Below are 21,583 nucleotides of genomic sequence, written 5' to 3'. Positions count from 1 at the left end.
TCTGGCTGCTCCCCGCACCCGCGGGGATGGTCCCTACTCGCGCTCCGGGTCCAGCGGGTTGCCGTCGGCGTCGATGTACTGCTCGACGTTGGTGTAGCCCATGTTGAGGCTGTTGTGAAGTTCCCCCTTGGGGCTGGACAGCCTGATACTGGGACGGTCGGTCCCGGAGGAAGCAGTTCCAGGTAGTGAGCAAGAAGAGCAACATGAGCAAGCGGTACACGGCCGAGTTCAAGCGGGACGCGGTCGCGCTGGTCCATTCGTCGGGTAAGACGGTGACCGAGGTTGCCCGGGAGATCGGCGTGAGCCCGGAGGGGCTGCGGAACTGGGTGAACCAAGACAAGGCCGACCGGGGTCAGGGCCCGACGGGCGCGCTGACCAGCGACGAGAAAGAAGAACTGCGCCGCCTGCGACGGGAGAACCGGGAACAGCAGCAGACCATCGAGGTCCTGAAAAAAGCCGCGGCCTTCTTCGCGACGGAGTCGACGAAGTAGCCGTGCGCTACGCGTTCATCGACGCGGAGAAGGCCACCGAGAGCAACCCCGGTGGTCACAGTGTCACCCTGATGTGCAAGGTGCTGGGCGTGTCCCGTTCGGGCTACTACGCCTACCTCGCCGCCCGGCCCACGGCAGAGGAACGCGCCCGTCGGGAGGACGAACTGGTTGCCGAGATGCGGCAGATCCACACTGCGTCCCGCCGCGCATACGGTGCCCCGAGGATCACGGCGGCGCTACGCAGGAAGGGGCGGCGGATCAACCGGAAGAAGGTCGAGCGGTTGATGCGCGAGCGTGGCATCAGCGGGATCACCCGCCGCCGGCGCCGTGGCCTGACCCGGTCGGACAGGAAGGCGTCCGCGTCGCCGGACCTGGTCGGACGTGACTTCACCGCCACCGAGCCCGGCACGAAACTGGTCTCCGACATCACCTACCTGCCCACACTGGCCGGCTGGTGGTATCTCGCCACGGTGATCGACCTGGCCACTCGCGAGGTCGTCGGCTATGCGATGGCCGACCATCATCGGGCCGGGCTCGTCGTCGATGCGCTGAGGATGGCCGCCGGCCGAGGCGGGCTGAAGGCCGGCTGCATCGCGCACTCGGATCGCGGTTCGGAATACACCTCACGCGAATACCGCACTCTCGTAAGGGAGTTGGGTGTTCGGCAGAGCATGGGAAGAACGGGCTCATGCTACGATAACGCCGCAGCTGAGAGCTTTTTCGGGCTGCTGAAAGCGGAGATCGGCACCACGATCTGGGCATCCCACGAGGTAGCTCGCGCCGATGTCTTCCGCTTTATCGAGGTCGAGTACAACCGCACCCGCCTGCGGAAGCATCCCGTCTACGGATACGTCACCCCGGTCGAGACCAGGGCCCTGACGGCACAAGACCTCGCCCCCGCAGCGTAACCATCCGCTGTCCACGATCACGGGGGAACTTCAGTTGCGGCGCCGCTTGCCGATGGAGATGACGCACAGTGCCAGGCGCTTGGTCCAGGCGGCCACGTTGGCCGGGGAGACCGGCCCGATATCGCACTGGGTCAGCCAGAGCACGGGGGCGAAGCGGGAGGTGCCACCCGCAGGACACGGAGGGGCTCGTCTTCGGACGGGCCCCTCCGTACTGCCGCCCATGAAGCTCATCGTGCCAGCCACCCAGCGCAGGTCGGCGAGGATCCCCTCGAACGTGGTCGGCCCCGTCCACTGCGGCATCGTCGCCAGCGAATCATCCCGGCACAGCTCCACCCAGCGCGGGCCGGCATCGGGGAAGACGATCACGCGGGAGGTTCGGCAGTCCTCCCCCTTGCCGCAGGCCGAACACGGCCTCTCCAGGTGCAGGGCGTAGCGGGCCCTCGTCTGCGCGTGGGATGGGTCGGCCGGCGCGGGATCCAGGCGGGCCGGATCCACAGCGTGGCGGGCCAGCAGGTCCTCGACCGTGACGCGTTCGATGTCCACCCGGCCCCTCTGCCCGTCGCGCTGGCAGGACGTACTAGCCACTAGAATCGAACACGTGAACGAAGCGCGTCCGCTGACCCGTCTCGACATGCTGCGTTTCGTCCGCCGCGTCGTTGAGCAGCAGGCCACCCGGGAGCTGGCCCTCATCGACCGGTGGATTGCGGACGAGGAGCAGCGGGAGGCAGGGCAGCGAGCCGCCGTGGCGCGGAAGGCCCGGGCGGCGGACTGGCTGATCCAGTACGGCCTCAACAAGACCAACGTGGACGCCGTGCACATCGGTGACTGCTGGGCAGCGAAGAAGAGCGGGCGGTGCCGGGCTGTGACCCGGGAACAGGCGGTGGAGGCGCTTAGGCAGCAGGTGCCGGCGTGCCCGCACTGCCGCCCCGACACCGAGCTGGGCATCCTCGACTAGAGGCGCTGCGTGGTCGCCGGCCAGTCGTCTTCTTCGCGGTCGTCTTCTTCGCCGCGGCCTTCTTGGCGGGCTGCTTCTTCGCAGCGGTCTTCTTCGGCTTCGGCAGCTCGTGCACCTCGGCCTCGCCGCGGGCCGCCTTCACCTTCGACACCGACTCCTGCAGGGCGGCCATCAGGTCCAGCACCTGGGTCGGCTGTTCCGGCTCGGGCACCTCGGGCAGCGGCCTGTCCTCGCGCTTCGCCTCGATGCTCTGGGCGATCGCCTCGGTGTAGCGGTCCTGGAAGTCGGGGCCCTCCAGCCTGTCGACGGTCAGGGTGTCCATGAGGGCGAGGGCGCCCTCGATCTCCTCGTCGGACACCGGGACCGGCGGCGGAAGCAGCTCGGTGGGGTCGCGGATCTCGTCCGGCCAGCGCATGGCGTGGAGCACGAGGACGTCGTCGCGGACGCGGAGCAGGCCGAGTCTCTCCCTGCCGCTCCATGCGTACTTCGCGACGGCCACCTTGGCCGAGTGGCCGAGGGCCTGGACGAGGAGCTTGTACGGCTTGGCCGCGACCTGGCTGGACGGCTGCAGGTAGTAGCCCTCCGCGATCCGGATCGGATCGATCGATTCCAGCGGCACGAACGCGTCGATCTCGATGGCCTTCGCCGTCGGCAGCGGGAGGTTGCTCAGCTCCTCGTCCGTGATCGGGATGACCTGGGTCTTGGGTCAGCTCGTAGCCCTTGCCGATCTCGTCCTGGGAGACCTCTCGGTCCTCCAGCTCGCACACCTTGCGGTACCGGATCCGGCCCTGATCGGCCAGGTGGTACTGGTGGAAGTGGATCGAGTGGTCCTCGGTCGCGCCGACCACGTTGAGCGACCGTCTGCGAGAGGGTCCGGACCTTGCCGCACAAGGCGAGTTCCCGCTCGTCCGGGAACCGGTACTGGCGGTATCCGGTGGTGACGAGGTCGAGGTCGCGCAGGACCTTAAGGGCATTCTCGATGGTCGCTCGGCTGACCGAGAGGGAGTCGGCAAGGTCGGTCTGCGACGGGCCCTCGATCATGCGGCCGTATCTCGTGCAGGGAACGACGCACCGCTCGAGGAGGTGGACGAACAGGCCGGCGAGCCGCTGCTCGGGCCGGAGACTGCGGCGGTTGTAGACGCGCTCCGCCGTGACGAGTTGGTCCGCCAGCACCTTGCCGAGGGCGGCGCCGATTTGCCCACTGTGCTCGACGATGGAGCGCATCCGGGCCAACGGGATGCTGAGCGTAAGGGTGGAGTTGAGGCAGCGAGCCGTCGGCGCGTGGAGATCGGGGTTGAAGATCTCCGTGATGCCGAGCACGGCGCCGCTGCCGTGTATGCGCACCGTGGTGTCCTCGCCGTACGACTCCTCGTACACGCAACCGGACAGCACTATGTGCACCGCTGAGCCCACGGAGCCCCTCAACTGGGTGTTTCGGATGCTGTGTCGGGTGGACATCGCGCCGGCGAGCTCCTGGCGGGTGCTGCGGGAGAGTTCGGCCAGAAACGGGTTGAGGTCGATGAGCGCCCGCATCTCACGGGAACCGGAGAGGCCGTGGCCAACCCGGCCCGTCTCCTCGTCGAAGGCGTACACCGAGTTGCCCAGCACCATGGGCTGCAGTCCGTCCCTCGTCCGACGAACCGGCCCGAGCGTCCTCTGCGGAACGACCCTGAAAACGCCGGCCGTGCGGTCGTCGGGAAGACTCATCACGAGATCGGCGAGCAGGTAGGGCTCGGCAGCATCGGCTCGGTGCACTACCACCTGACACAGCTGGAGAAGAAGGGCGTCATCGTCCGCGAACGGTGGCAGCCGCGCAGCATCCGGCTCACGCAGTGACGCCCTGCCACCTGCCTAGGTGGCAGGGCGAGAGCATGTCACTCTTCCCGAGGGACACACGAGACCGGCCTTGCCCCCTACCCTGGCAGTGACGAAGCTGCTAGGAGGGGCAAGGCCGTGATGTCTTCAGATGCTACCCCGGACCTGTACGCCGATCCGCTGAAGTTTGGCCAGAGGGTGCAGATCCTGCGCGAGCGCCGAGGGATGACGCAGACCCAGGTCGCTGATCTTCTCGGCGTGTCGCCGCATACCTACCGCAAGATCGAGAACGGACAACAGAAGGCGCCCGGCCTGGACACAGTGCTCCGTATCGCCGAGATCCTCCGGGTGCGCGATCTGGCCGATCTCACGGGGCGGCCGGATGCACACGTGGATCTGTTCGTCGGGCCGGGCCATCCACGGCTCGCCGCCGTCAAGGCCGCCATCGACTCGTTCCCGCTCACCACGACAGTCGAGCCACCGCCCGTAGCGCACCTCGAAGCCCGGCTCCACGCTGCATGGAAAGCGCGGCACGCGTCGAAAAACCACCGAGACGCCATAGGCAAACTACTGCCCGACCTGGTCAGGGACGCCCAGGCACTCGTGCGCCACGCCGACTCTGCCGGCCAACGGCGCCAGGCGCAGGCCCTGCTCGCCCAGACGTACTCGCTCTCGCAGTTCTTCATCGCCTACCAGCCCGACAGCTCACTGCTCTGGCGCGTCGCCGAGCGCGGCATGATCGCCGCTCAGGAGAGCGAAGACCCGCACACGATCGGCGTGGCCGCATGGCTTCTCGCCCAGGCACACCGCGATACCGGCCCTCGCCACTACGACGCCGCCGACGCCGTCAACTTGGAAGCCGTCCGCTACCTGGAACCCTTGCTGCCGGACGCCAGCGACGACGTCCTCGCCATCGCCGGCGCACTGCAATTCGAGCTCGGGTACACCGCGGCCCGCCGCCAGGAGACGGGAACGGCATGGCGGTACTGGGACAGGGCGAACGACATGGCCTCCCGGCTGCCCGCCGACTACTACCACCCCGTCACCTCCTTCTCCCGGGCCGTGATGGGCGCACATGCGGTGACCGTCAGCGTCGAGCTGCGCCAGGGCGGCGAGTCGGTGCGGCAGGCCGCCCGGGCAGACCGAAGCGTCATCAAGTCCCGCCCGCGCCGCGCCCGGCACCGGATCGAGGAGGCCCGCGGCTACCAGCTGGACAACCAGCCCGACGTCGCCATCGCGTCGTTGGAGAAGGCCTTCGAAGCCGCACCCGAGACGATCCGGTACAACGGCTACGCCAGGGCGATCCTGCTGGAGGAAGTGGAGTCGACACAGGCGCCGCGCCGCCGCCGGGCGGCCGAACTCGCGAGCAAGGTCGGCATCCTCGCTGCCTGAGAGTAGCGACCGGATTACGGTCGGCGGTGACGTGTAGGCGCTCCTACGGTCGAAGCGTCAGGCCCCGACGAGGTGGTGAGACCTCGCCGGGGTGCCAACGCTGCTTGGAGCGTCGACATGTCTGAGACTACGTCCTCCACAGGGACATGCACGTCACTACCACTCTTGTCCCCGGACAACGCTGTGCAAGCGTGGCTGGCCTCCGCCCACCCCTCGCCGGACAAGGTGCGCCAGGAGTGGAGCAGCGCCGCGAAGCTCGCGCTGATTCCCCTGGGTAGCCGCTTCGATGCGGTGCGCCTGCCCGACGACATCGTGCACGCCGCGGCCGGAAGCGATGACCCCGCCATCGTGCGCGAGCGGCTCATCAATTACCGGGCTGGCGGACCGGTCATCCATGACCCGCGCGGCCGCCGGTACTACGCGCTCGTGCCGCCGGCCACCGCTGCCGACTGGACGTCCCCGGTCGTCGAGTGCCTGGGCATGGGCACCTACTTCGGCGTGCCGCGCACCGACTTCACCGCTCTCGACGAGCACACGCTGTCCTCGTACTGGGCTGTGCCGGTTTCCTTCGCCGGCGCCCTGTGCCGTCCGGCCGACGTCCTCGCGCTCGTGATGGTGGGCGGCGTCCTGGGCAGCGAGGACGAGTCATGACGGCCGCCGCGCACACGCTGCCGCTCGACTTGGAGGCGATGCGGGCGGCCGTTGACCGTCTGCTTGCCGACGATGCCGAACCGCCCATGCCCGAGGAACTGGAGACGCTCACGCTCCACCTGCGCGGGTACATCATGCTCCTCATCCCGGGAGTAGAGACAGCCGCCGGAGGCGCCGACGAGGACGGACCGCGCGAGGCCGCGCGCGCATGCATCGGAGAGGCGCGGCGTCGGCTGGACGTCGAGCCGGGGCGCACGCTGCCCGCAGGGATCGCGCATGCGCAGCGTCTCGCCCGCTCCGTCAACGCTCTGTGCGTCCACTTCGAGAACCTCGGTGCACGCACATGAGGGGCGTCTTCGGTCTGCTCGTGTACGTGGCTGCTGTCTCGGCCCCGGTCCTCGCCCTGGTGCTCGCGAGGAAGCCGCACTGACGCACCCCCATGGCGGCCGCTCCGGGTCAGGGCCGCACCCCCGAAGACGCCCGCCCCTCCGGTGTCCCGCAAGACGTCGGCGGGGCGGGTCACGTCCGTCAGACCATCAGCAACCCAACGAGGAGAGACAACGTGACCGTTGCAGACCTGCGGGAAGCCTTCCCGCTCGCACCGGAAGGCGGCCGCATCCCACACAGCACGGAGCCGCCGACGGGCCCCGACAACCGCCCGTGGATCCTTCGCTTCGCCCGCACCCCCGACGCCTCGCAGGCGGTCGTCCTGCCGCTCGCCGTGTACGACGAGGAGTTGCAGATGTCCGTCGGCCTGTACGACGGCCCGCTGCCGTACATGCAGACGCACACCCCGACCATCCCGGACGGCAGCACGACGAACCCGCCGCCGCTCGACGAGGGCACGAAGGACTGATGCCGTGATGTCCGCCGTTCTCGTGATCGCGGCCCGCGACGACTGGCCGACCGACCGGGTCGTCAAGGCGCTCACCGACGGCGGCGCGGGGGTGCTCCGCATGGACACCGCGGAGTTCCCGATGGACCTGACCCTCGCCGGGCGCATCGACGCCCGGCGAGGCTGGTCCGGCGGACTCGCCACTCCGCTCCGAGCCGTCGACCTCGCTGACATCGCCGCGGTGTACTACCGCGCCCCGAACGCCTTCGCGCTGCCCCCGACCATGTCTGAGCCCGAGCGGCGGTTCGCCGCCGCGCAGGCCCGCTCCGGTCTGGGCGGCATCATCACCGCACTCGACTGCCGGTGGGTCAGCCACCCGGCCGCCATGTCCCGCGCCGAGTACAAGCCGCTCCAGCTCGCCGCCGCGCGGGCCTGCGGGCTCGCCATCGCACCCACCCTCATCACCAACAGCGCCGATGCGGTCCGCGACTTCGTCGGCGAGATCACCGACCTCGGCGGCCAGGTCATCTGCAAGCCGGTCGCCAGCCCCGTCCTGATCGAAGACGACCAGCTCAAGACCGTTTACACTCGCCTGCTGACCGAAGACGACCTCGACGACCTGCGCGGCATCGAGACCACCGCCCACCTGTTCCAGGCCTGGGTCCCGAAGGCGTACGAGGTGCGGCTCACGGTCGTCGGGCACCGGTTGCTGGCCGCAGAGATCCACGCGGAAAGTGACGCGTCAGTCATCGACTGGCGCAGCGACTACGCGTCCCTCACCTACGAGGTCGCCAAAGTCCCTGATGCCGTCGCCGCCGGAGTGCGAAGCTACATGGACCGGCTCAACCTGCGCTTCGCCGCCATGGACTTCATCGTCGGCCCGCTCGGCGCCTGGACGTTCCTGGAGGCGAACCCCTGCGGGCAGTGGGACTGGATCGAGCACGCCACCGGCCTGCCCATCGCCCAGGCCATCGCCGACGAACTTCAAGGAGTTTCCTCATGAGCCTTTCCGCCCACGACGTGGCCCGGCCGTACATGGCCGCACTCGCCGAGGAACTCAAGGCCGCCGACGCGATTCGCACCCGGCCCTGGGCCGACGCCTTCGCCAGCGTGCCGCGCCACGCGTTCGTCCCGAAGTGGTACGCGCAGGAGACCAACGAGCGCGGGATCACCGTGTGGCGGCAGCGTAGCGCCGCCGACGAAGGAGCCCTCGCGGCCGTCTACCGCGACGTAACCCTCGTGACCGGCCTGGACCCGGCGACGGCCGATCAGGTCGACACGGACGCCTGGACCGGCATTCCCACGTCGTCCAGCACGCTGCCCAGCCTCATGGCCAGGATGCTCGAAGAGCTGGGTGTCGAGGACGGGCACCGGGTCCTGGAGGTCGGCACCGGCACCGGCTACAACGCCGCCCTGCTGTGCGCACGTCTGGGCGATGAGCGGGTGCACTCGGTGGACGTCGGCGAGGGCCTGGTCGATGTCGCGCAACAGCGTCTCAGGGACGTCGGATACGTTCCCCACCTCATGACGGGCGACGGAACGCAGGGCTTCCCCACCGGTTGGACGTTCGACCGGATCATCTCGACCTGCTCCGTGCCGTCCATCCCCGCCGCATGGATCCACCAGCTGCGCCCCGGCGGCGTCCTGCTGACCGACGTGGCACTCGGGATCGAGGGCGGCCTCGTACGGCTCTCCCGCGGCGCCGACGGCCTGGCGCGCGGCTTCTTCACCACGACGACGGGCCGCTTCATGCCCGCCCGCAGCGACGCCATGAACTACCCAGCCCCGGAACGCCCGGAGCGGCCGCCGGCGACCGGGGCCCGGCCGACGGGGCTCATGGCGGCGGAAATCCGGCGCAACTACCCGCTGCGCCTGGTCCTTGCCTTCCAGATGCCTGGCACGGAAGTCGTGTACTACGTCGACGACAGCACCGGGGAGACGTCGTTCCAGCTTCAGCGCGGTGACGGCTCATGGGCCCGCGTCCCGCTCGCCGGCGACGACCAGGGCATGGTGACCTTCGGCGGCGACGAGGGGCTGTGGAAGCAGGCCGAGGAAGCCTGGGCGTGGTGGAACAACGCCGGCCGCCCGGCCCAGGACAGTTTCGGCTACGCGCGGGAGGCGGACGGGAGCGCCTACGTCTGGCACCTCCCGGACGGATCACGCTGGAACCTCGCCAGCTGACCGCTCAGACCGGCCCCGCTCGTCTGCTTCCCCCGTGGCGGATGGGCGGGGCCTTCCCATGCGTGGGGTCAGCGCGTGAGGTCGGATACCGGGATGCCGAGAATCGTGGCGATCCTCAGTAAGTCGCTGTAGCGGGCGTCCGCCTCACCTGACTCGATGCGCTGGAGATGACTTCGGCTCAGGCCGGTGGCCTCCGAGAAGGACTCTTGCGTGTGGTGGGCTGCGGCCCTGAGGTCGCCGACGCGTTCACCCAGCTCGCGGCGCCGGTTCGTGATCCATTCAGGTACGTCGCGAGGCACTCGACAAACGGAACACCCCCGCGTCGGCGGGGAGGACGCTGCGGGTCGTGCTCGGCTGGGACAACCCGGCGGAACACCCCCGCGTCGGCGGGGAGGACGACAGTCACTGGTTCGGTTCGGGCGGGATCTCCGGAACACCCCCACGTCGGCGGGGAGGACACGGTGGCGCCTTTTGCGGCGGTCTCGGTGAGCGGAACACCCCCGCGTCGGCGGGGAGGACATGGAAATGGCCATGGCGCTCCGTGGACCCTTCGGAACACCCCCGCGTCGGCGGGGAGGACGCCCAGAGCCGCGTCACCGGCTCGGCGCACGGCGGAACACCCCCGCGTCGGCGGGGAGGACATCGGGTTCCACCCTGGCTTTGAACAGCGCGACGGAACACCCCCGCGTCGGCGGGGAGGACGTTCGCGGCCGGCCGCGAGATGTCTTCGATGTCGGAACACCCCCGCGTCGGCGGGGAGGACATTTGGGCGACGTCGTACGCCTGGATGAGTCCCGGAACACCCCCGCGTCGGCGGGGAGGACGCCATGCGCGACCGGTACGGCTCCAACGTCCGCGGAACACCCCCGCGTCGGCGGGGAGGACAGGATCTCGCCGCGAGAGGTGGAAGCCAGGGTCGGAACACCCCCGCGTCGGCGGGGAGGACCGAGCCTTGGGATCCCACACCTCGACCCGCGACGGAACACCCCCGCGTCGGCGGGGAGGACGCAGGACACTGACCTGGGGGAGCGGGCGTGGCCGGAACACCCCCGCGTCGGCGGGGAGGACCTCCGGGGCCGAATCGTTGAATCAGTCGCCGACGGAACACCCCCGCGTCGGCGGGGAGGACCTGCCGAGCTTCCCGGCCAGCCACCCCGGCAACGGAACACCCCCGCGTCGGCGGGGAGGACCACGGGGAGGCGGGGCCGATGGAAGATCCAGACGGAACACCCCCGCGTCGGCGGGGAGGACTACCACATCCGTGACGCCGAGGCCGGAACCTACTGGAACACCCCCGCGTCGGCGGGGAGGACTCACCGGCCCAGATGCTGTTCCCGTCGCGGTACGGAACACCCCCGCGTCGGCGGGGAGGACATCCGCTCGTGCTCCACGTACAGGGCGAGCAGCGGAACACCCCCGCGTCGGCGGGGAGGACTACGGCCTTGTCGTCTTCCGGGGGTCTGACTTCCGGAACACCCCCGCGTCGGCGGGGAGGACGCAGATCGCCGCCATTCTCGCCGCGCAGCAGCTGGAACACCCCCGCGTCGGCGGGGAGGACGACAGGGCCCATCACGCAGGTGACGCGGGGGCCGGAACACCCCCGCGTCGGCGGGGAGGACCCACTCCCGAGGAACTGGCCCGTTTCCGGGACCGGAACACCCCCGCGTCGGCGGGGAGGACATTGAAGTCCACCTCTCTTACGTCGTCGGTTTCGGAACACCCCCGCGTCGGCGGGGAGGACGCCGTAAGGCCCGACCTCCGGGACGCCGACAACGGAACACCCCCGCGTCGGCGGGGAGGACGTGGCCATGTAGGTGTAGCGGCTCACCAGTCACGGAACACCCCCGCGTCGGCGGGGAGGACTGCCGGGCCGGACTCCCGTCCGAGGCGTGCCACGGAACACCCCCGCGGACGCGGGGGTGTTCCGCTCCGGGCCCGGGTGCCGCTCCGGTGGCGACCGTCCTCCCCGCCGACGCGGGGGTGTTCCATCTGCCCCTTGGACTCGAAGTGCCGGAGGATCGTCCTCCCCGCCGACGCGGGGGTGTTCCGTTCCTGCCGGGGGCGTGATGTTTCTTCCTCAGGTCCTCCCCGCCGACGCGGGGGTGTTCCGGTCATCGAGGGCGGCTACCCGGGCGCCATCATGTCCTCCCCGCCGACGCGGGGGTGTTCCGCCGAGGCCGAGCGCCTGTGGGCCGAGCGTGACGTCCTCCCCGCCGACGCGGGGGTGTTCCGTAGGTGTTGCCGTACCGCGTGATGCTCCAGAAGTCGGAAGTGAGGGTCTCGCGGACCACCCGGTCCAGGGCGGTGGTGAAACCGCGCGAGTCTGCGGGCTTGAGGTCCCGCAGCAGGGCCAGATCCTGCTCCATCTGGGTTTCCACGGAACCGGAGTAGCGGCCCGTGAGCTGTGCCATGAAGAACCAGCGTGCAATGGTCGAGCGCAGCTGGTCGATGGGGACGGAGTAGTGGACGCGGCCGATGAGCCAGAGCGCGTAGCTGTAGAGAAGCGTGTTCTGACTGGAGATCATCTTCTCGCCGCGAAAGCCGGCACGCTCCAGGCAGAGGAAGAACTCGTGCCAGTGCTTGAGGTCGAGGACGTGTTCTTGTGCCTGCTGCAGCCGTGCGAAGCGTTCTTCACGCCGTGCCGGGGACAGTTTGCCGCTGGTGTCGCGGCCTCGTAGGGCGGCATACACCTGCTTGAGCACCGCGGAATCCAGGCCGACGGCTGCGACTACGCGCAACAGCTGGGGCGGCTTGGGCTTGATGTACCAGTTGAAGGGTGACGCGGCGTGGAGGGAGGGGAGCCGTGATGCACGGCAGAAGCCCTCCAGAGCGCGGCGGCCCTCGTCCCAGAACACGGAGGTGAGCGTGAGGATGAAGTCGGCCTGGTCGAGCTTTACGCCCTCGCTGTTGATCCGCACGAAGATCTCGGCGACCTGCTCCTCGTCGATGTCGGAGGAGAGCACGACTCCCTTGAAGGGGTAGCTCTCGAGGTCGTGAAGGTGGTCGAGGGCGTCCTGGATCTGGTCTTCTTCGGCCTCGAGAAGCGGGCGCTTGCCGCTCAGGCGGGCGAGGAAGTCGCGGATGACCTTCCGGCGGCCCGTGGCGCTGTCCCACAGAACGCTGATGTCGGGGAGGTATTCGGGGTCCTTCTCGATCGCCGCATCGGTGACCGCGAAGGTGGCGTCGGCGGGACGGAAGGCGAGGCGGATACGGGTGGAGCGGTAGTCCTCCCGCAGGACCGGGGTACCGGTCATGACGGCGAAGAGTGAGGTGAGGCGCTGCTGGCCGTCGACGATGAGCCGGCGAGCGGCCTCGGGTTTGTTTCCGTCGCCGATCTGCCGGGCGCCGGCTTCGACTCCGGTCTCCCAGAAGAGCAGGTAGCCGACCGGGAACCCCTTGTACATGGAGTCGAACAGCTCACGCGCCTTGGCCGGCTCCCACACGTAGGGCCGTTGCAGGTCGGGCAGAGCGATCTCGCCGCGTCGGATGTCGGTGATCAGGTCGGCCACCTGGTGGGTGGTGTCTTTGAACAGCACGGTGGCCATCGACAGGGACTCCTTTGACGCGGCAAGGACGGACTACGGAACGGGTTTCGTGCGGTTTACCGCGGGGTCAGTCGGCCACGGCGAGGAACGGGCTGGGCTGACCGGTCCAGGTGATGGCGAGTTGCTCACGTGCGCGGGTGGCGGAGACGAACAACAGGGAGCGCTCACGCTGGAGGTCACGGGCGTACTGCAGCGGGTCCTCGGCCTCGTCGACGACGGCGTTGGGCTGGGGGACGTAGTCGGCGCCGGCACCGACGATGGCCACCGCTCGGTATTCCAGGCCCTTGATGCGGTGCATCGTCAGGACGTGAACGCCGGCGTCGGCCACGGGAGCCTGCCGAGACTGGACATGCACCGCGTCGACGCCCGCCTGGGCCAGAGCCTGAACGGCAGCCAGGGCCAGGGCGTTGGTACGGGCCACGACCGCAATTTCGTGGCCCTGGATGCCCTCCTGCTTCCAGCCCTCGATGCGCGCGGCGAGCGCCTGGAGCTCGGCGGACTGCGTCGGATAACCGGCCAGGTGGGGGGTGGCTCCCTGCAGGACGGAGCGGTAGCCGCCGAGGTCCTCAGTGCCCTCGTCGAGATTGTCGAACTTCTCCTCACCCAGCAGCCGTAGCGAGGCGGCAAGGATCTGGCGGGTCGTGCGGTAGTTGAGGGTGAGCTTTTTGGAGCGGCCGACGACGTCGATGCCGTGGCTGCGCAGCGAGGTCTTGTTGTCGTAGATGCGCTGGTGTGCGTCGCCGACGATGAACAGGTCGTCTTCGCCGGCCGGGACGAGGGCGCGCAGCAGTTTCCAATGCGCGGGGTGGAGGTCTTGGGCTTCGTCGACGACGATGTGACGGTAGGGGCGGGCGTCGTCGCTCCATCCAGAAGCTATGCGGGCGGCCTGGGCGGCGAGCTGGGTGATGCCCACGGCCTTGTCGCGGTCCAGGCGCCGTTCGAATTCCTCGATGAGGCTCCATACCTGGGCCCGCTGAATCCGGTTGAGGCGTCGGCCGCGTCCGGCCCTGCTGGCGGCGAAGTACTGGTCTCGACTGCGGACGTCCTGGGCCAGGACGACCTGCCTCCACTCCGCGTCCAAGAACCGGCCGTCCCAAAGCAGCTCGTCTTGTTCCTCGGCGAGTTCCTCCCAGCGTCTGCGGATCTCGGCGTCGTTGAGGGTGTGGAAGCTCTTGGCGCCGAAGGCGTCCTTGACCGTGCCGTAGGCGACCTTGTCGATGTTGCGGACGTCGACGCGCGCGGTGAGCTGGGCGCCGCCGAGGTCCTCCAGGAGGGAGCGCAGGAGGTCGGCAAGGGTGGTGGTGTAGGTGGTGAGCAGGATGGCCTGGCCGGGGGGCAGCCGGTCGGCGAGGGCCTTGACGCGGTGGAGGGCGACGACGGTCTTGCCGGTACCGGGACCCCCGGTGACGCGTACGGGGCCCTTGTAAGGGGTCTTGCGTTCCGCGAGGGCGCGCTGTGCGGGGTGCAGGAAGACGCGCCAGGCGGACAGCGGCTCGGTCATGATGCGGCTGAGGGCGGCGACGTCGCCGGTGACGACGAAGGCCTCCTTGGTGGCGGCGCGTTCGTTGGCCGCCTCGTAGTCCTGCGTGTCGACCTCGTCCGGGGTGGCGGCGGGGGCGCTGATCTCCTCCCAGACCTTCTGCACGCTCCAGCCGTCGGCGAGGCACAGGATGACGTCGCGGGCGAGTTTGGGCAGGTGCTCTACAAAGCCGAGTATCGCCTCTTCGCTGTGGATCTCGCGCAGGGCCGGGATGATGGCCGAGTTGACGCCGAGTTTCTCGAAGTCGGCGTCGGTGACGTCGGCGAAGACGGAGGGCGCCTGTTCCGCTGCCGTGGGGGCGGGTTGGCCGCTGAGGGTGCCGGTGAGGCTGCCGAGGTTGATCACCTCGATGCCGCCGGTGACCTTGTTGATGTCGAAGATGATGTTGGAGGCGAGGTCGTAGGCCTCGTCGTGGGGCTTGACCGCCACGAGGTAGTAGATCTTCTGCGAGTGGTGCATCAGCACGGCCCGATAGTTGTCGTTGACCCGTGCGGTGCGCACCCGCGCGTCCTTGGCGCCCTTCGGGGGCTTGAGGTTGAGCCCCTTGGTGTCCTTGTTCTGCTGCATCTTCATGATGAACTGCAGCACCAGAGGCTGGACCGATCCGTCGAGCGCGTCGTAGGACTTGCCGAAGGTGTCCGCCATGATCACTGTCGCTCCGGACATCAGCATCTCTCCAAACGCTCCATCAACTCGTCCGCCGTCACGCTCTGCGCGTGCGCCACATGCCATCCGGCCGCCGCGAAGACGGCGTCGCGGTGCGCGTCTTCGTCGACGAAGACCGCCACCTTGCAGTCGGGCCAGGCCAGTTCGGCCTGGAAGGTGCCGTCGTCCCACTCGTAGCCGACTTCCGGTACGTCGATGCAGTGCCGGTGCGCCTTCTGGGCGAGCTCGGCCAGCAGTTCCTGCACATGGGGCGAGGCGTACTCCATGGCCTGGGCCCATGCTTCCGGCAGCTTCTCGGGAGCGCCTGCGGTGGTGGGCAGTGCCCCGGCGAAGAGGGCGACTGTGTGGGGGTCGACCTGATCGGCGGTGGAGAGGGCGACCTGCTGGAAGAAGCGCGGCAATTCGTCGGCGCCGCTGGGGACGAGGAGTTGCAGCAGGTTGGACCAGCGCAGCCAGTCCGCCCACCGGCCGCGGTGGTCCGGATCGGTGAGGGCGTCGGCACGGTCGTCCAGCACGGTGAACACCGACCAGGCATGCATGCTGGACCGCTTGATCGTCGGTTCGGGGCGGTAGTCGAGGAAGCCCACGATGCGCAATCCGCCGGTGGTGCGGACGTCGATCGCGCCGGCGTCCCCGGCCGTCTGGGTGGGCAGCGGGGTCGCGCCGGTCAGAATCCCGGGCAGCAGTTCACCCAGCTGCGCCCGGGTGACCGGATGTCGCAAGGTCGTCGCGTAACCGGCCAGCAGCGCCGCTGCGCGCCGCGACCACCGGGAGGGGGTGGGATCGGCGAGGAAGGCCAGCAGCGTCTCGAGGGGATTGCGCAGGGCAGGCTCGAGAATGTCGTCGGCGCCGGTCGCTCCGAGCACCTGGCGGTGCACCTTCTGGGCCGTGGTGAGCAGCGTGTTGCCGACCAGGGGGGTGGATGCGGCTTGGGCTTGGCGTCCGGGGGCGGCTTTGTCGACCGCTTCGGTCCATGCCTTGACATCTTCCCAGGTGAACTGCCACACGTACGTGCCTGCGGCGCGCAGCGCGGTCCGCTTGCCGGCGTCGTCCGCGATCCGGTTAATGTGCGTGCTGGCGTGGTATGCGTACCCGTCCAGGAAGACGGCGATGCGGGTAGCCGGCCCGTCGGTCCGGGTGAGCAGGTAGTCGGGCTCGCTAGGCTCGGTGGTGTGCTGCCGGACGTGGTCCTGCAGCAGCCAGCGGGTCGTGCCACCGCTGGAGGTGGTGAAACGCAGCTCGTACTCCAGGCCCCGCTCCCCCGCCCTCGGCGTCACCGAGCCGCACTCCTCGGACCGGCTGCCCCATTTCACGAGAGTGCGCACGAACTGTGCCTCCAGCTCGCTGTCGGCAAGCTGGTCGATGCGTACACCGGACAGGGTGTCGACACGGTCGGTGGCCCACTCCTGCAGCAGTTCCTCCAGCAGTTCCTTGGCGACCCTCAAGGAGACGTGCGGGTGCTCGCTGCTGGAGGCGTGCGGCAGCAGGCAGCGGTGGCAAGGCGTGCGCTGCCCCTCCTTCTGGCAGGGGCAGTCGCGCAGCGCGGCGTAGGCGAGGGTGAGCACGCGGTGCAGGACGGCCGGGTCGGCGAGGTGCTCGAGATAGCCGGTGCCGCCGGGCATGGAGTCGTGCATCACCAAGAACCGGCGGCGCAGGTCCTCGGTACCGGACGGCATGGAGTCCTCGACGATCCGGATGTGGTCGGGCGCTCCGCCAAAGTGCTGGGTGATGCCGAGCAGCAGGGCGGCCTTGAAAGAGGCGAGCTTGGTGTCCAGGTCCATGGCGGAGAACGGCAGCAGGATGCGCAGGGCCTGGGTGGTCAGCTCATGGGCCAGCACCAGGCGGACCACCGGCTCGGCCGTGATGCCGTCGTCCCGGTGACTGCACCAGCCACTGTGGCGTGTACCGATCCGCTCGGCGACAGGGTCCCAGGCTTGAGGGTGCGCGCCGCGTACGGCGCCGCACTCGGGGCAGGTCTCGAAGCCCGGGACCTGCTCTTCACTGCCCGCGATGCTGTGCTCCGGACCGGAGCTGGTAGCGGGGCCAAGGTTGAGTGTGCGGATGGTGGCGACGCGCGCGAACTCCACCCCGAACGGCACACTGCCGCTGCGCCGCCAGGCGCGCAGGCCCTGCGGCTGGTCCGGGTCGATATCCACCAGGGTGACCACGGCGAAGCGCCGCTGCTCACGCTCGTCCCGTTCGTCGGTCAGCCGGGCGTCCTCGCGCCGCTCACGCGCCGTGACACGCTCGGGCACGAGAACATTGTGGACTGCGCCGGGGTCGGCGATCCGGGGGGTGCGGCAGCGGGGGCAGGCCGTCACGGCCAGGCCGGTCTCCTCGGTGGCGACGAAGCCGCACTCCGGGCACAGCCGCCACTTGGCGTACGCGGTCTGGCCCTCGCCGGCGGACGAGCCGAGGTCGAGGCCGTTGACGATGTACTTGTAGCCGTCGGTGTGGAAGAAGTTGCCGGGGGCCAGCTCGGCGAGGGCCAGCCGGGCGCCGCGTCCGTACTCGGTCAGCTGCTCCTTGAACTCGCCGTCGCTGTCCTTCCACCACAAGGTGGCGTCCAACAACGTGGCGTCGTCGTGCAGGGTGTAGTTGGGCAGCAGACCGAGGCGGACCATCGCGTTGATGGAGTTCTCCGCGATCAGCGCATCCCGTCGCCTGCGCACCGACGTCTGCTCGGCATACAGCTGGCGGCGTAGCGCATCGCGGTTGGCATCGCCGGTGGCGGTGGCGAGTTCGTCGAAGGCCCGGCCGATCTGTCGCAGCCGGGCGGCCAGGGCGTCCACGCGCTTGCGCCAAGCGGTCGCGGCGGTGGCGACGGCCTGTTCCAGCCCGCCGGCTGCGAAGACCTCAACCCCCTGCTTCGCCACCGGCGTCATGGCGGGGAAGAGCGAGGTGAAGGCGTCGGCGAGTTCGGCGTGCCGGGCCTGGGCGACGTCCAGGAAGCGACGGAACCAGCCATCCTCGGCAAGACCGCGTCGGAAGAGCTCCCCGATCCGCGGCGGCATGGGCCGCTCGGGGATGGCGGTTGCGTGCCACAGACTGCGGTCGGCTGCCCGGTCCAGCAGGAAGGCCAGGTACTGGCGATGCAGGATCTCGGAGGCATCCAGGTAGCAGTCGGGCGGAATGATCCGCCCGGCCAGCATCTGCTCGGGGGCGTGCAGGTAGTACTGGTTGCGGGCGCCGCGCGGCACGAAGGTGACGGCGAGCGAGTTGCCGGTGCGGCGGCCGGCCCGGCCGATGCGCTGCGCATAGTTCGCGGGCGCGGGCGGCAGGGAGGCCAGCAGGACCGAGGACAGGTCGCCGATGTCGATCCCGAGTTCCAGGGTGGGCGTGCAAGTGAGCACGTTCGGGTCGAAGGCGGAGGCCCGGTGCTTGAACGCCTGTTCGACCTCCTCACGGCGGGTGCGGGTGAGCGCCCCGGTGTGCTCGGCCGTGAGCACGTCGCCCGGCCGGTCGACCGAGTACAGGTGCCGGTAGTAGTCCTGGGTGTAGTCGCGGTCGTCGGGCACGAAACGTCCGCCGCACTGGAAGCGCAGGCAGGGCGTGCCCAGCCAGGCGGCCTGGCGGCCGGGCGGTACGGTCTGCCGCCAGGTACAGGTGTCGCAGCGCACACCGCAGTCGTTGACGCCCGGGCCGCCGGTGCTGGTGGCGGTTGCCTCATCAGTGAGGCTGTGGATGAGGACATGGCGGGGCCGCAGTGCATAGACGGTTGCGCCGCCATCGGCCGGGTAGGTCGCCAACAGCTCACGCTGAGCAAGGAGTTTCATCGCCGCAGCGACGACGGCTCGCGCTTCCTTGCGGTCGCAGCCGAGCACCCGGTGCCCCCAGTCGGCGAACCAAGTGCCGTCGCGGTTGAGGGAGTCGAAGTCGGTCCGTCCGGTCTTGCCGGAGATCGGGAAGGTGGGGGCCGCCAGGCCGCGTGGGAAGGCCGGCATGCCGACCGGACGGCCACCCCAGATCGGCCAGCGCCGGGCACCTGCCTGCTCGATATACGTGCTCAGCCACGGGTGGTACAGGGCGCCGCGCAGCCGCATCCGCTCCAGCAGACCGCGCACGAGGACCAGGTAGTCGGCGTCGTCAGGGGGCAGGGTGATCTGCCCCGGCAGGCGCTGGTGCATCTCCCGCAGCAGGCCGCACACCGTCTCGGGTTCGGGCAGGTGCACCTCCGCGGCAGCAATGCGGGTCAACTCCAGGGTGCGGCCCAGCCGGGAGCGCAGGCCGAACTCCAGAAGGCTCTGGAAGACCATCCGGCCGTGCAGCATCTCCTCCCCCGCCTCGCTGAAGCTGTCAGAGCCGTCCAGCAGGGTGCATATCTCCGGGTTGTCGCGCAGGTCCGGCGGCACGATGGAGGCCAGTTGCGCTCTCTCGCCCTGCCCCGCGGCCTTGACCACGGCATCGGCGGCGTCGGCGGCCAAATCGTGTACGGCGACGGGCGCACCGGGCTTGAGCTGCGCGGTGAGCAGACCGCGGAAGGTGAAGCCGAAGCTGCGGTTGGCGATGAAAGCGGCCCGGTGGGTGGCGTCCTGCACCGAGTCGGTGAAGACCAGCAGCTTGCGCTCGTTGCCAGCAAGGCCCCGATCGGAGAACAGCTGGGTGGTGGTCACGGACGCCAAGGTGGCGGTCCCCGCGCCCAGGAACCGCATACCGTCGTCCAGCCCGCACGACGGGCACCGGTCACCAGTCCCGGCGGGCAGGGGGCCGAGCGGGGTGATGACGGGGACGGTCTCGTCGGTGGGGACGGTGCGCAGCGCCTGGTCCTCCGCGTGGAGGTGGACCACGGCTTGTTCCCCGGGCCGGGCGCGCAGCATCCAGCGTACGGCGCGGTTGCCCTGGGCGGAGGCTCGGTAGATCTCCAGCGGCTTGATCTTCAGCTGCTGCCACTCCAGATCCGTGGACAGCGCGGCCCATCCGGAGCGCCCGCAGTGGCGGCAGTAGACCGCGGGCAGGTGAGCCCGGTAGGCCGGTGCGACAACCCCAGAGGCGCTGCCGGCCAAGGTCGCCACGTCTGCCGCGGCGTCGACCTCGGCCGGCGGATAGACGGCAAGGTTGGCGGCGTTGGGCGGGGTGTCGCCGGTCGGGCCATCGTCGTCGAACCAACGAAAGTGCGGCTCGGGCGTGGCCGCCCGGATGACACGCCGTACCTCACGGACCCACAGTTGGGCTTCCACCCGCAGGAACGGCATCAGCCGACCGGTGTCCGCATCGAGGATGCGCGCCTCGGACACCAGGGCAAGCAGGCGCGCCAGGCCGATCGCGACCAGCGGCATATCGGTACGGGCCGCCTCGTCCCAAGCGGCACCACCGCCGCGCTTGGCGAACTCGCGGGCGATGTCGGGAACGGTGACCGGAGTCGCACCGGCGACGTCCAGCAGGGCCTTGATGAGGTTGTGTTTACGCAGCGCCAGGCCGAGGGCAACGGGGTCTGCATGGTCCAGGCCCACGACCATGCGAGCCAGCTCGTCCAGCGCGGATCGATCGTCGAGGGGGTCGGGGACGGCCGCGAGGTCCGCCGGAGCGGGAAGCGGCAGGAGGAAGTCCGGTTCGGCGACGAACTCGGCAGGCGACTGCCGGTCGTCGCCGATCAGGGCACTGTCGGCGAAGGGTGTGCCGAAGACCTTCTCCGCGAACTCCAAGAGCAGTTCCCTGTCCGACTTCTCCGGGCCATGCAGGGTCTCGTCGACGGACGGGCTGCCGCCGAGCGTGGCGGACGTGGCGACAGGCGTGATCGAGCCCAGGGGACGCTCGGGGCGGGCAGCGCGCGTAGCTGCACCCAAACGGCGCAGCAGCATGGCCACGTCGGTGCCCTGGGCCCCGTCGTAGGTGTGGAACTCGTCCAGGACGACGTACGTAAGGGAATCCGTCTGCCACAGCGGGACATCGGGGATCCGCTGGAGGAGCAGGTCCAGCATCTTGTAGTTGGTCAGCAGGATGTCCGGCGGATCGGCGCGGATCGCGTCCCGATTGGTGATCAAACGGGTGATAGTCGGGTCGCCGGCGAGCGTCGTGGAACCAGTATCGCGTCCGTATGAAGCAGGGTCGTCCCCCTCCTCGTCCACGGCGCGGCGACCGGAGGTACCGCCGATGTAGATGCCGGCGGTGACGTCCTCCAGGGCGGCGTTCTCCGTGAGCAGTTCGTCGATGCGCCGTGCCTGGTCATCCGCCAGGGCATTCATCGGGTACAGGAGCAGCGCCTTGACTCCCTTCTGGCCAACGGCGCGGGCTCGAGCGCAATGATCCAGGACCGGGATAAGGAACGACTCCGTCTTCCCGGACCCGGTGCCCGTGGTGACGATCGTCGGCTCGGGGGTGTGGCCATTCTTGGTGGAGAGGCGCCGCCAGGCAGCAGCCTGGTGGGTGTAAGGCTTGAAGCCCATGGGCCACCAGTCCAGGGCCTGCTCCCAGCCCCGCGCGGCCTCGCGGAACGGCGTCCGCACCCGTAGGTAGGGACCGCGAAAGAGCCGGCTCTCCGGCCGCTCGAGGAACGCCTCGAGTTCGTCCCGGACGTCGTCGTCAGCGAGCGCGAAACTCGTCGTCAGGTACGCGGCGAGAGCACGACGCAGATCCTCGACGGCCAAAGAGGGAAGCATGACGGCTC

At 69.4% G+C, this 21,583-nt stretch carries 15 protein-coding genes, 3 pseudogenes and 1 CRISPR repeat array; of the genes and pseudogenes, 11 read left to right on the top strand and 7 right to left on the bottom strand.

Annotated elements, in window-relative coordinates; all coding sequences use genetic code 11:
* The first annotated feature begins 203 nt into the window (after positions 1 to 203).
* Together ACZ5NH_RS40365 and ACZ5NH_RS40360 are read left to right on the top strand one after the other, a co-directional pair.
* Positions 204 to 491 (top strand): transposase, encoded by a 288-nt coding sequence (locus tag ACZ5NH_RS40365; protein ID WP_468782734.1) that lies wholly within the window; start codon positions 204 to 206, stop codon positions 489 to 491.
* A gap of 2 nt (positions 492 to 493) precedes the next feature.
* Positions 494 to 1,399 carry an IS3 family transposase gene (locus ACZ5NH_RS40360; protein WP_468782732.1) on the top strand — a complete coding sequence of 302 codons (906 nt, stop codon included), beginning with the start codon at positions 494 to 496 and terminating at the stop codon, positions 1,397 to 1,399.
* 30 nt (positions 1,400 to 1,429) lie between these two features.
* Here the strand turns inward: ACZ5NH_RS40360 and ACZ5NH_RS40355 are convergent, their stop codons facing one another.
* A complete protein-coding gene (locus ACZ5NH_RS40355) occupies positions 1,430 to 1,942 on the bottom strand; it encodes a hypothetical protein (RefSeq protein WP_468782730.1) in 513 nt (170 codons plus the stop codon).
* Between the two features lie 55 nt (positions 1,943 to 1,997).
* Between ACZ5NH_RS40355 and ACZ5NH_RS40350 the strand changes: the two genes are divergently transcribed.
* Positions 1,998 to 2,354 carry a DUF6233 domain-containing protein gene (locus tag ACZ5NH_RS40350; RefSeq protein ID WP_468782728.1) on the top strand — a complete coding sequence of 119 codons (357 nt, stop codon included), beginning with the start codon at positions 1,998 to 2,000 and terminating at the stop codon, positions 2,352 to 2,354.
* Here ACZ5NH_RS40350 and ku read toward each other — a convergent pair.
* Together ku and ACZ5NH_RS40340 are read right to left on the bottom strand one after the other, a co-directional pair.
* Positions 2,290 to 3,202, bottom strand: a pseudogene (ku, locus tag ACZ5NH_RS40345) (non-homologous end joining protein Ku). The gene ACZ5NH_RS40350 and the pseudogene ku sit on opposite strands and share 65 nt — an antisense overlap.
* Positions 3,203 to 3,257: 55 nt before the next feature.
* A pseudogene (locus ACZ5NH_RS40340) lies at positions 3,258 to 3,578 on the bottom strand (helix-turn-helix domain-containing protein); the annotation flags it as partial.
* A gap of 330 nt (positions 3,579 to 3,908) precedes the next feature.
* On the opposite strand from ACZ5NH_RS40340, the gene ACZ5NH_RS40335 reads away from it, so the two are divergent.
* The 7 genes from ACZ5NH_RS40335 to ACZ5NH_RS40305 all read left to right on the top strand — a co-directional run bounded on the left by ACZ5NH_RS40335 (position 3,909) and on the right by ACZ5NH_RS40305 (position 9,228).
* The gene (locus tag ACZ5NH_RS40335; protein WP_468782727.1) at positions 3,909 to 4,190 is read left to right on the top strand and encodes a LexA family protein; all 282 of its coding nucleotides are present in this window, start codon (positions 3,909 to 3,911) and stop codon (positions 4,188 to 4,190) included.
* 120 nt (positions 4,191 to 4,310) lie between these two features.
* Positions 4,311 to 5,561 carry a helix-turn-helix domain-containing protein gene (locus tag ACZ5NH_RS40330; RefSeq protein ID WP_468782725.1) on the top strand — a complete coding sequence of 417 codons (1,251 nt, stop codon included), beginning with the start codon at positions 4,311 to 4,313 and terminating at the stop codon, positions 5,559 to 5,561.
* 183 nt (positions 5,562 to 5,744) lie between these two features.
* Positions 5,745 to 6,212, top strand: coding sequence for a hypothetical protein (locus ACZ5NH_RS40325; RefSeq protein ID WP_468782723.1), 468 nt, complete (start codon positions 5,745 to 5,747; stop codon positions 6,210 to 6,212).
* Positions 6,209 to 6,559, top strand: a complete 351-nt coding sequence (locus ACZ5NH_RS40320; RefSeq protein WP_468782721.1) for a DUF6415 family natural product biosynthesis protein — start codon at positions 6,209 to 6,211, stop codon at positions 6,557 to 6,559. Before ACZ5NH_RS40325 ends, ACZ5NH_RS40320 begins: the two co-directional genes overlap by 4 nt.
* A gap of 215 nt (positions 6,560 to 6,774) precedes the next feature.
* Positions 6,775 to 7,068, top strand: a complete 294-nt coding sequence (gene tgmA / locus ACZ5NH_RS40315) for a putative ATP-grasp-modified RiPP (RefSeq protein WP_468782719.1) — start codon at positions 6,775 to 6,777, stop codon at positions 7,066 to 7,068.
* Positions 7,069 to 7,075: 7 nt separating this feature from the next.
* Positions 7,076 to 8,050, top strand: a complete 975-nt coding sequence (gene tgmB, locus ACZ5NH_RS40310; RefSeq protein ID WP_468782717.1) for an ATP-grasp ribosomal peptide maturase — start codon at positions 7,076 to 7,078, stop codon at positions 8,048 to 8,050.
* The gene (locus ACZ5NH_RS40305) at positions 8,047 to 9,228 is read left to right on the top strand and encodes a methyltransferase domain-containing protein (protein ID WP_468782715.1); all 1,182 of its coding nucleotides are present in this window, start codon (positions 8,047 to 8,049) and stop codon (positions 9,226 to 9,228) included. Before tgmB ends, ACZ5NH_RS40305 begins: the two co-directional genes overlap by 4 nt.
* Before the next feature lie 68 nt (positions 9,229 to 9,296).
* Here the strand turns inward: ACZ5NH_RS40305 and ACZ5NH_RS40300 are convergent, their stop codons facing one another.
* A complete protein-coding gene (locus ACZ5NH_RS40300) occupies positions 9,297 to 9,749 on the bottom strand; it encodes a helix-turn-helix domain-containing protein (protein WP_468782780.1) in 453 nt (150 codons plus the stop codon).
* Between the two features lie 1,377 nt (positions 9,750 to 11,126).
* Positions 11,127 to 11,460: a CRISPR direct-repeat array (repeat unit 29 nt; unit sequence GTCCTCCCCGCCGACGCGGGGGTGTTCCG).
* 230 nt (positions 11,461 to 11,690) lie between these two features.
* On the opposite strand from ACZ5NH_RS40300, the gene ACZ5NH_RS40295 reads away from it, so the two are divergent.
* Positions 11,691 to 11,906: a hypothetical protein gene (locus tag ACZ5NH_RS40295; RefSeq protein WP_468782713.1), complete on the top strand. Its 216-nt coding sequence runs from the start codon at positions 11,691 to 11,693 to the stop codon at positions 11,904 to 11,906.
* A 249-nt stretch (positions 11,907 to 12,155) separates the two neighbouring features.
* Here ACZ5NH_RS40295 and ACZ5NH_RS40290 read toward each other — a convergent pair.
* From ACZ5NH_RS40290 to ACZ5NH_RS40280, 3 genes and pseudogenes are all read right to left on the bottom strand, one after another.
* A pseudogene (locus tag ACZ5NH_RS40290) lies at positions 12,156 to 12,773 on the bottom strand (DUF262 domain-containing protein); the annotation flags it as partial.
* Between the two features lie 67 nt (positions 12,774 to 12,840).
* A complete protein-coding gene (locus ACZ5NH_RS40285) occupies positions 12,841 to 14,979 on the bottom strand; it encodes a UvrD-helicase domain-containing protein (RefSeq protein WP_468782711.1) in 2,139 nt (712 codons plus the stop codon).
* Positions 14,979 to 21,575 carry a DEAD/DEAH box helicase gene (locus ACZ5NH_RS40280; RefSeq protein WP_468782709.1) on the bottom strand — a complete coding sequence of 2,199 codons (6,597 nt, stop codon included), beginning with the start codon at positions 21,573 to 21,575 and terminating at the stop codon, positions 14,979 to 14,981. Before ACZ5NH_RS40280 ends, ACZ5NH_RS40285 begins: the two co-directional genes overlap by 1 nt.
* Between the last annotated feature and the right edge of the window lie 8 nt (positions 21,576 to 21,583).

Source organism: Streptomyces sp. NPDC031426, assembly GCF_055581585.1.
Note: the sequence above shows the minus strand (reverse complement) of the source record. Positions and strands in the feature narration are given on the sequence as shown.

Bases quoted from the DNA above. Each gene is read 5' to 3' on its own strand.
- ACZ5NH_RS40320 (WP_468782721.1), top strand. From the start codon at position 6,209: ATGACGGCCGCCGCGCACACGCTGCCGCTCGACTTGGAGGCGATGCGG.
- ACZ5NH_RS40365 (WP_468782734.1), top strand. From the start codon at position 204: ATGAGCAAGCGGTACACGGCCGAGTTCAAGCGGGACGCGGTCGCGCTG.
- ACZ5NH_RS40280 (WP_468782709.1), bottom strand. From the start codon at position 21,575: ATGCTTCCCTCTTTGGCCGTCGAGGATCTGCGTCGTGCTCTCGCCGCG.
- ACZ5NH_RS40305 (WP_468782715.1), top strand. From the start codon at position 8,047: ATGAGCCTTTCCGCCCACGACGTGGCCCGGCCGTACATGGCCGCACTC.
- tgmB (WP_468782717.1), top strand. From the start codon at position 7,076: ATGTCCGCCGTTCTCGTGATCGCGGCCCGCGACGACTGGCCGACCGAC.
- ACZ5NH_RS40330 (WP_468782725.1), top strand. From the start codon at position 4,311: ATGTCTTCAGATGCTACCCCGGACCTGTACGCCGATCCGCTGAAGTTT.
- ACZ5NH_RS40300 (WP_468782780.1), bottom strand. From the start codon at position 9,749: ATGTCCTCCCCGCCGACGCGGGGGTGTTCCGCTCACCGAGACCGCCGC.
- ACZ5NH_RS40285 (WP_468782711.1), bottom strand. From the start codon at position 14,979: ATGTCCGGAGCGACAGTGATCATGGCGGACACCTTCGGCAAGTCCTAC.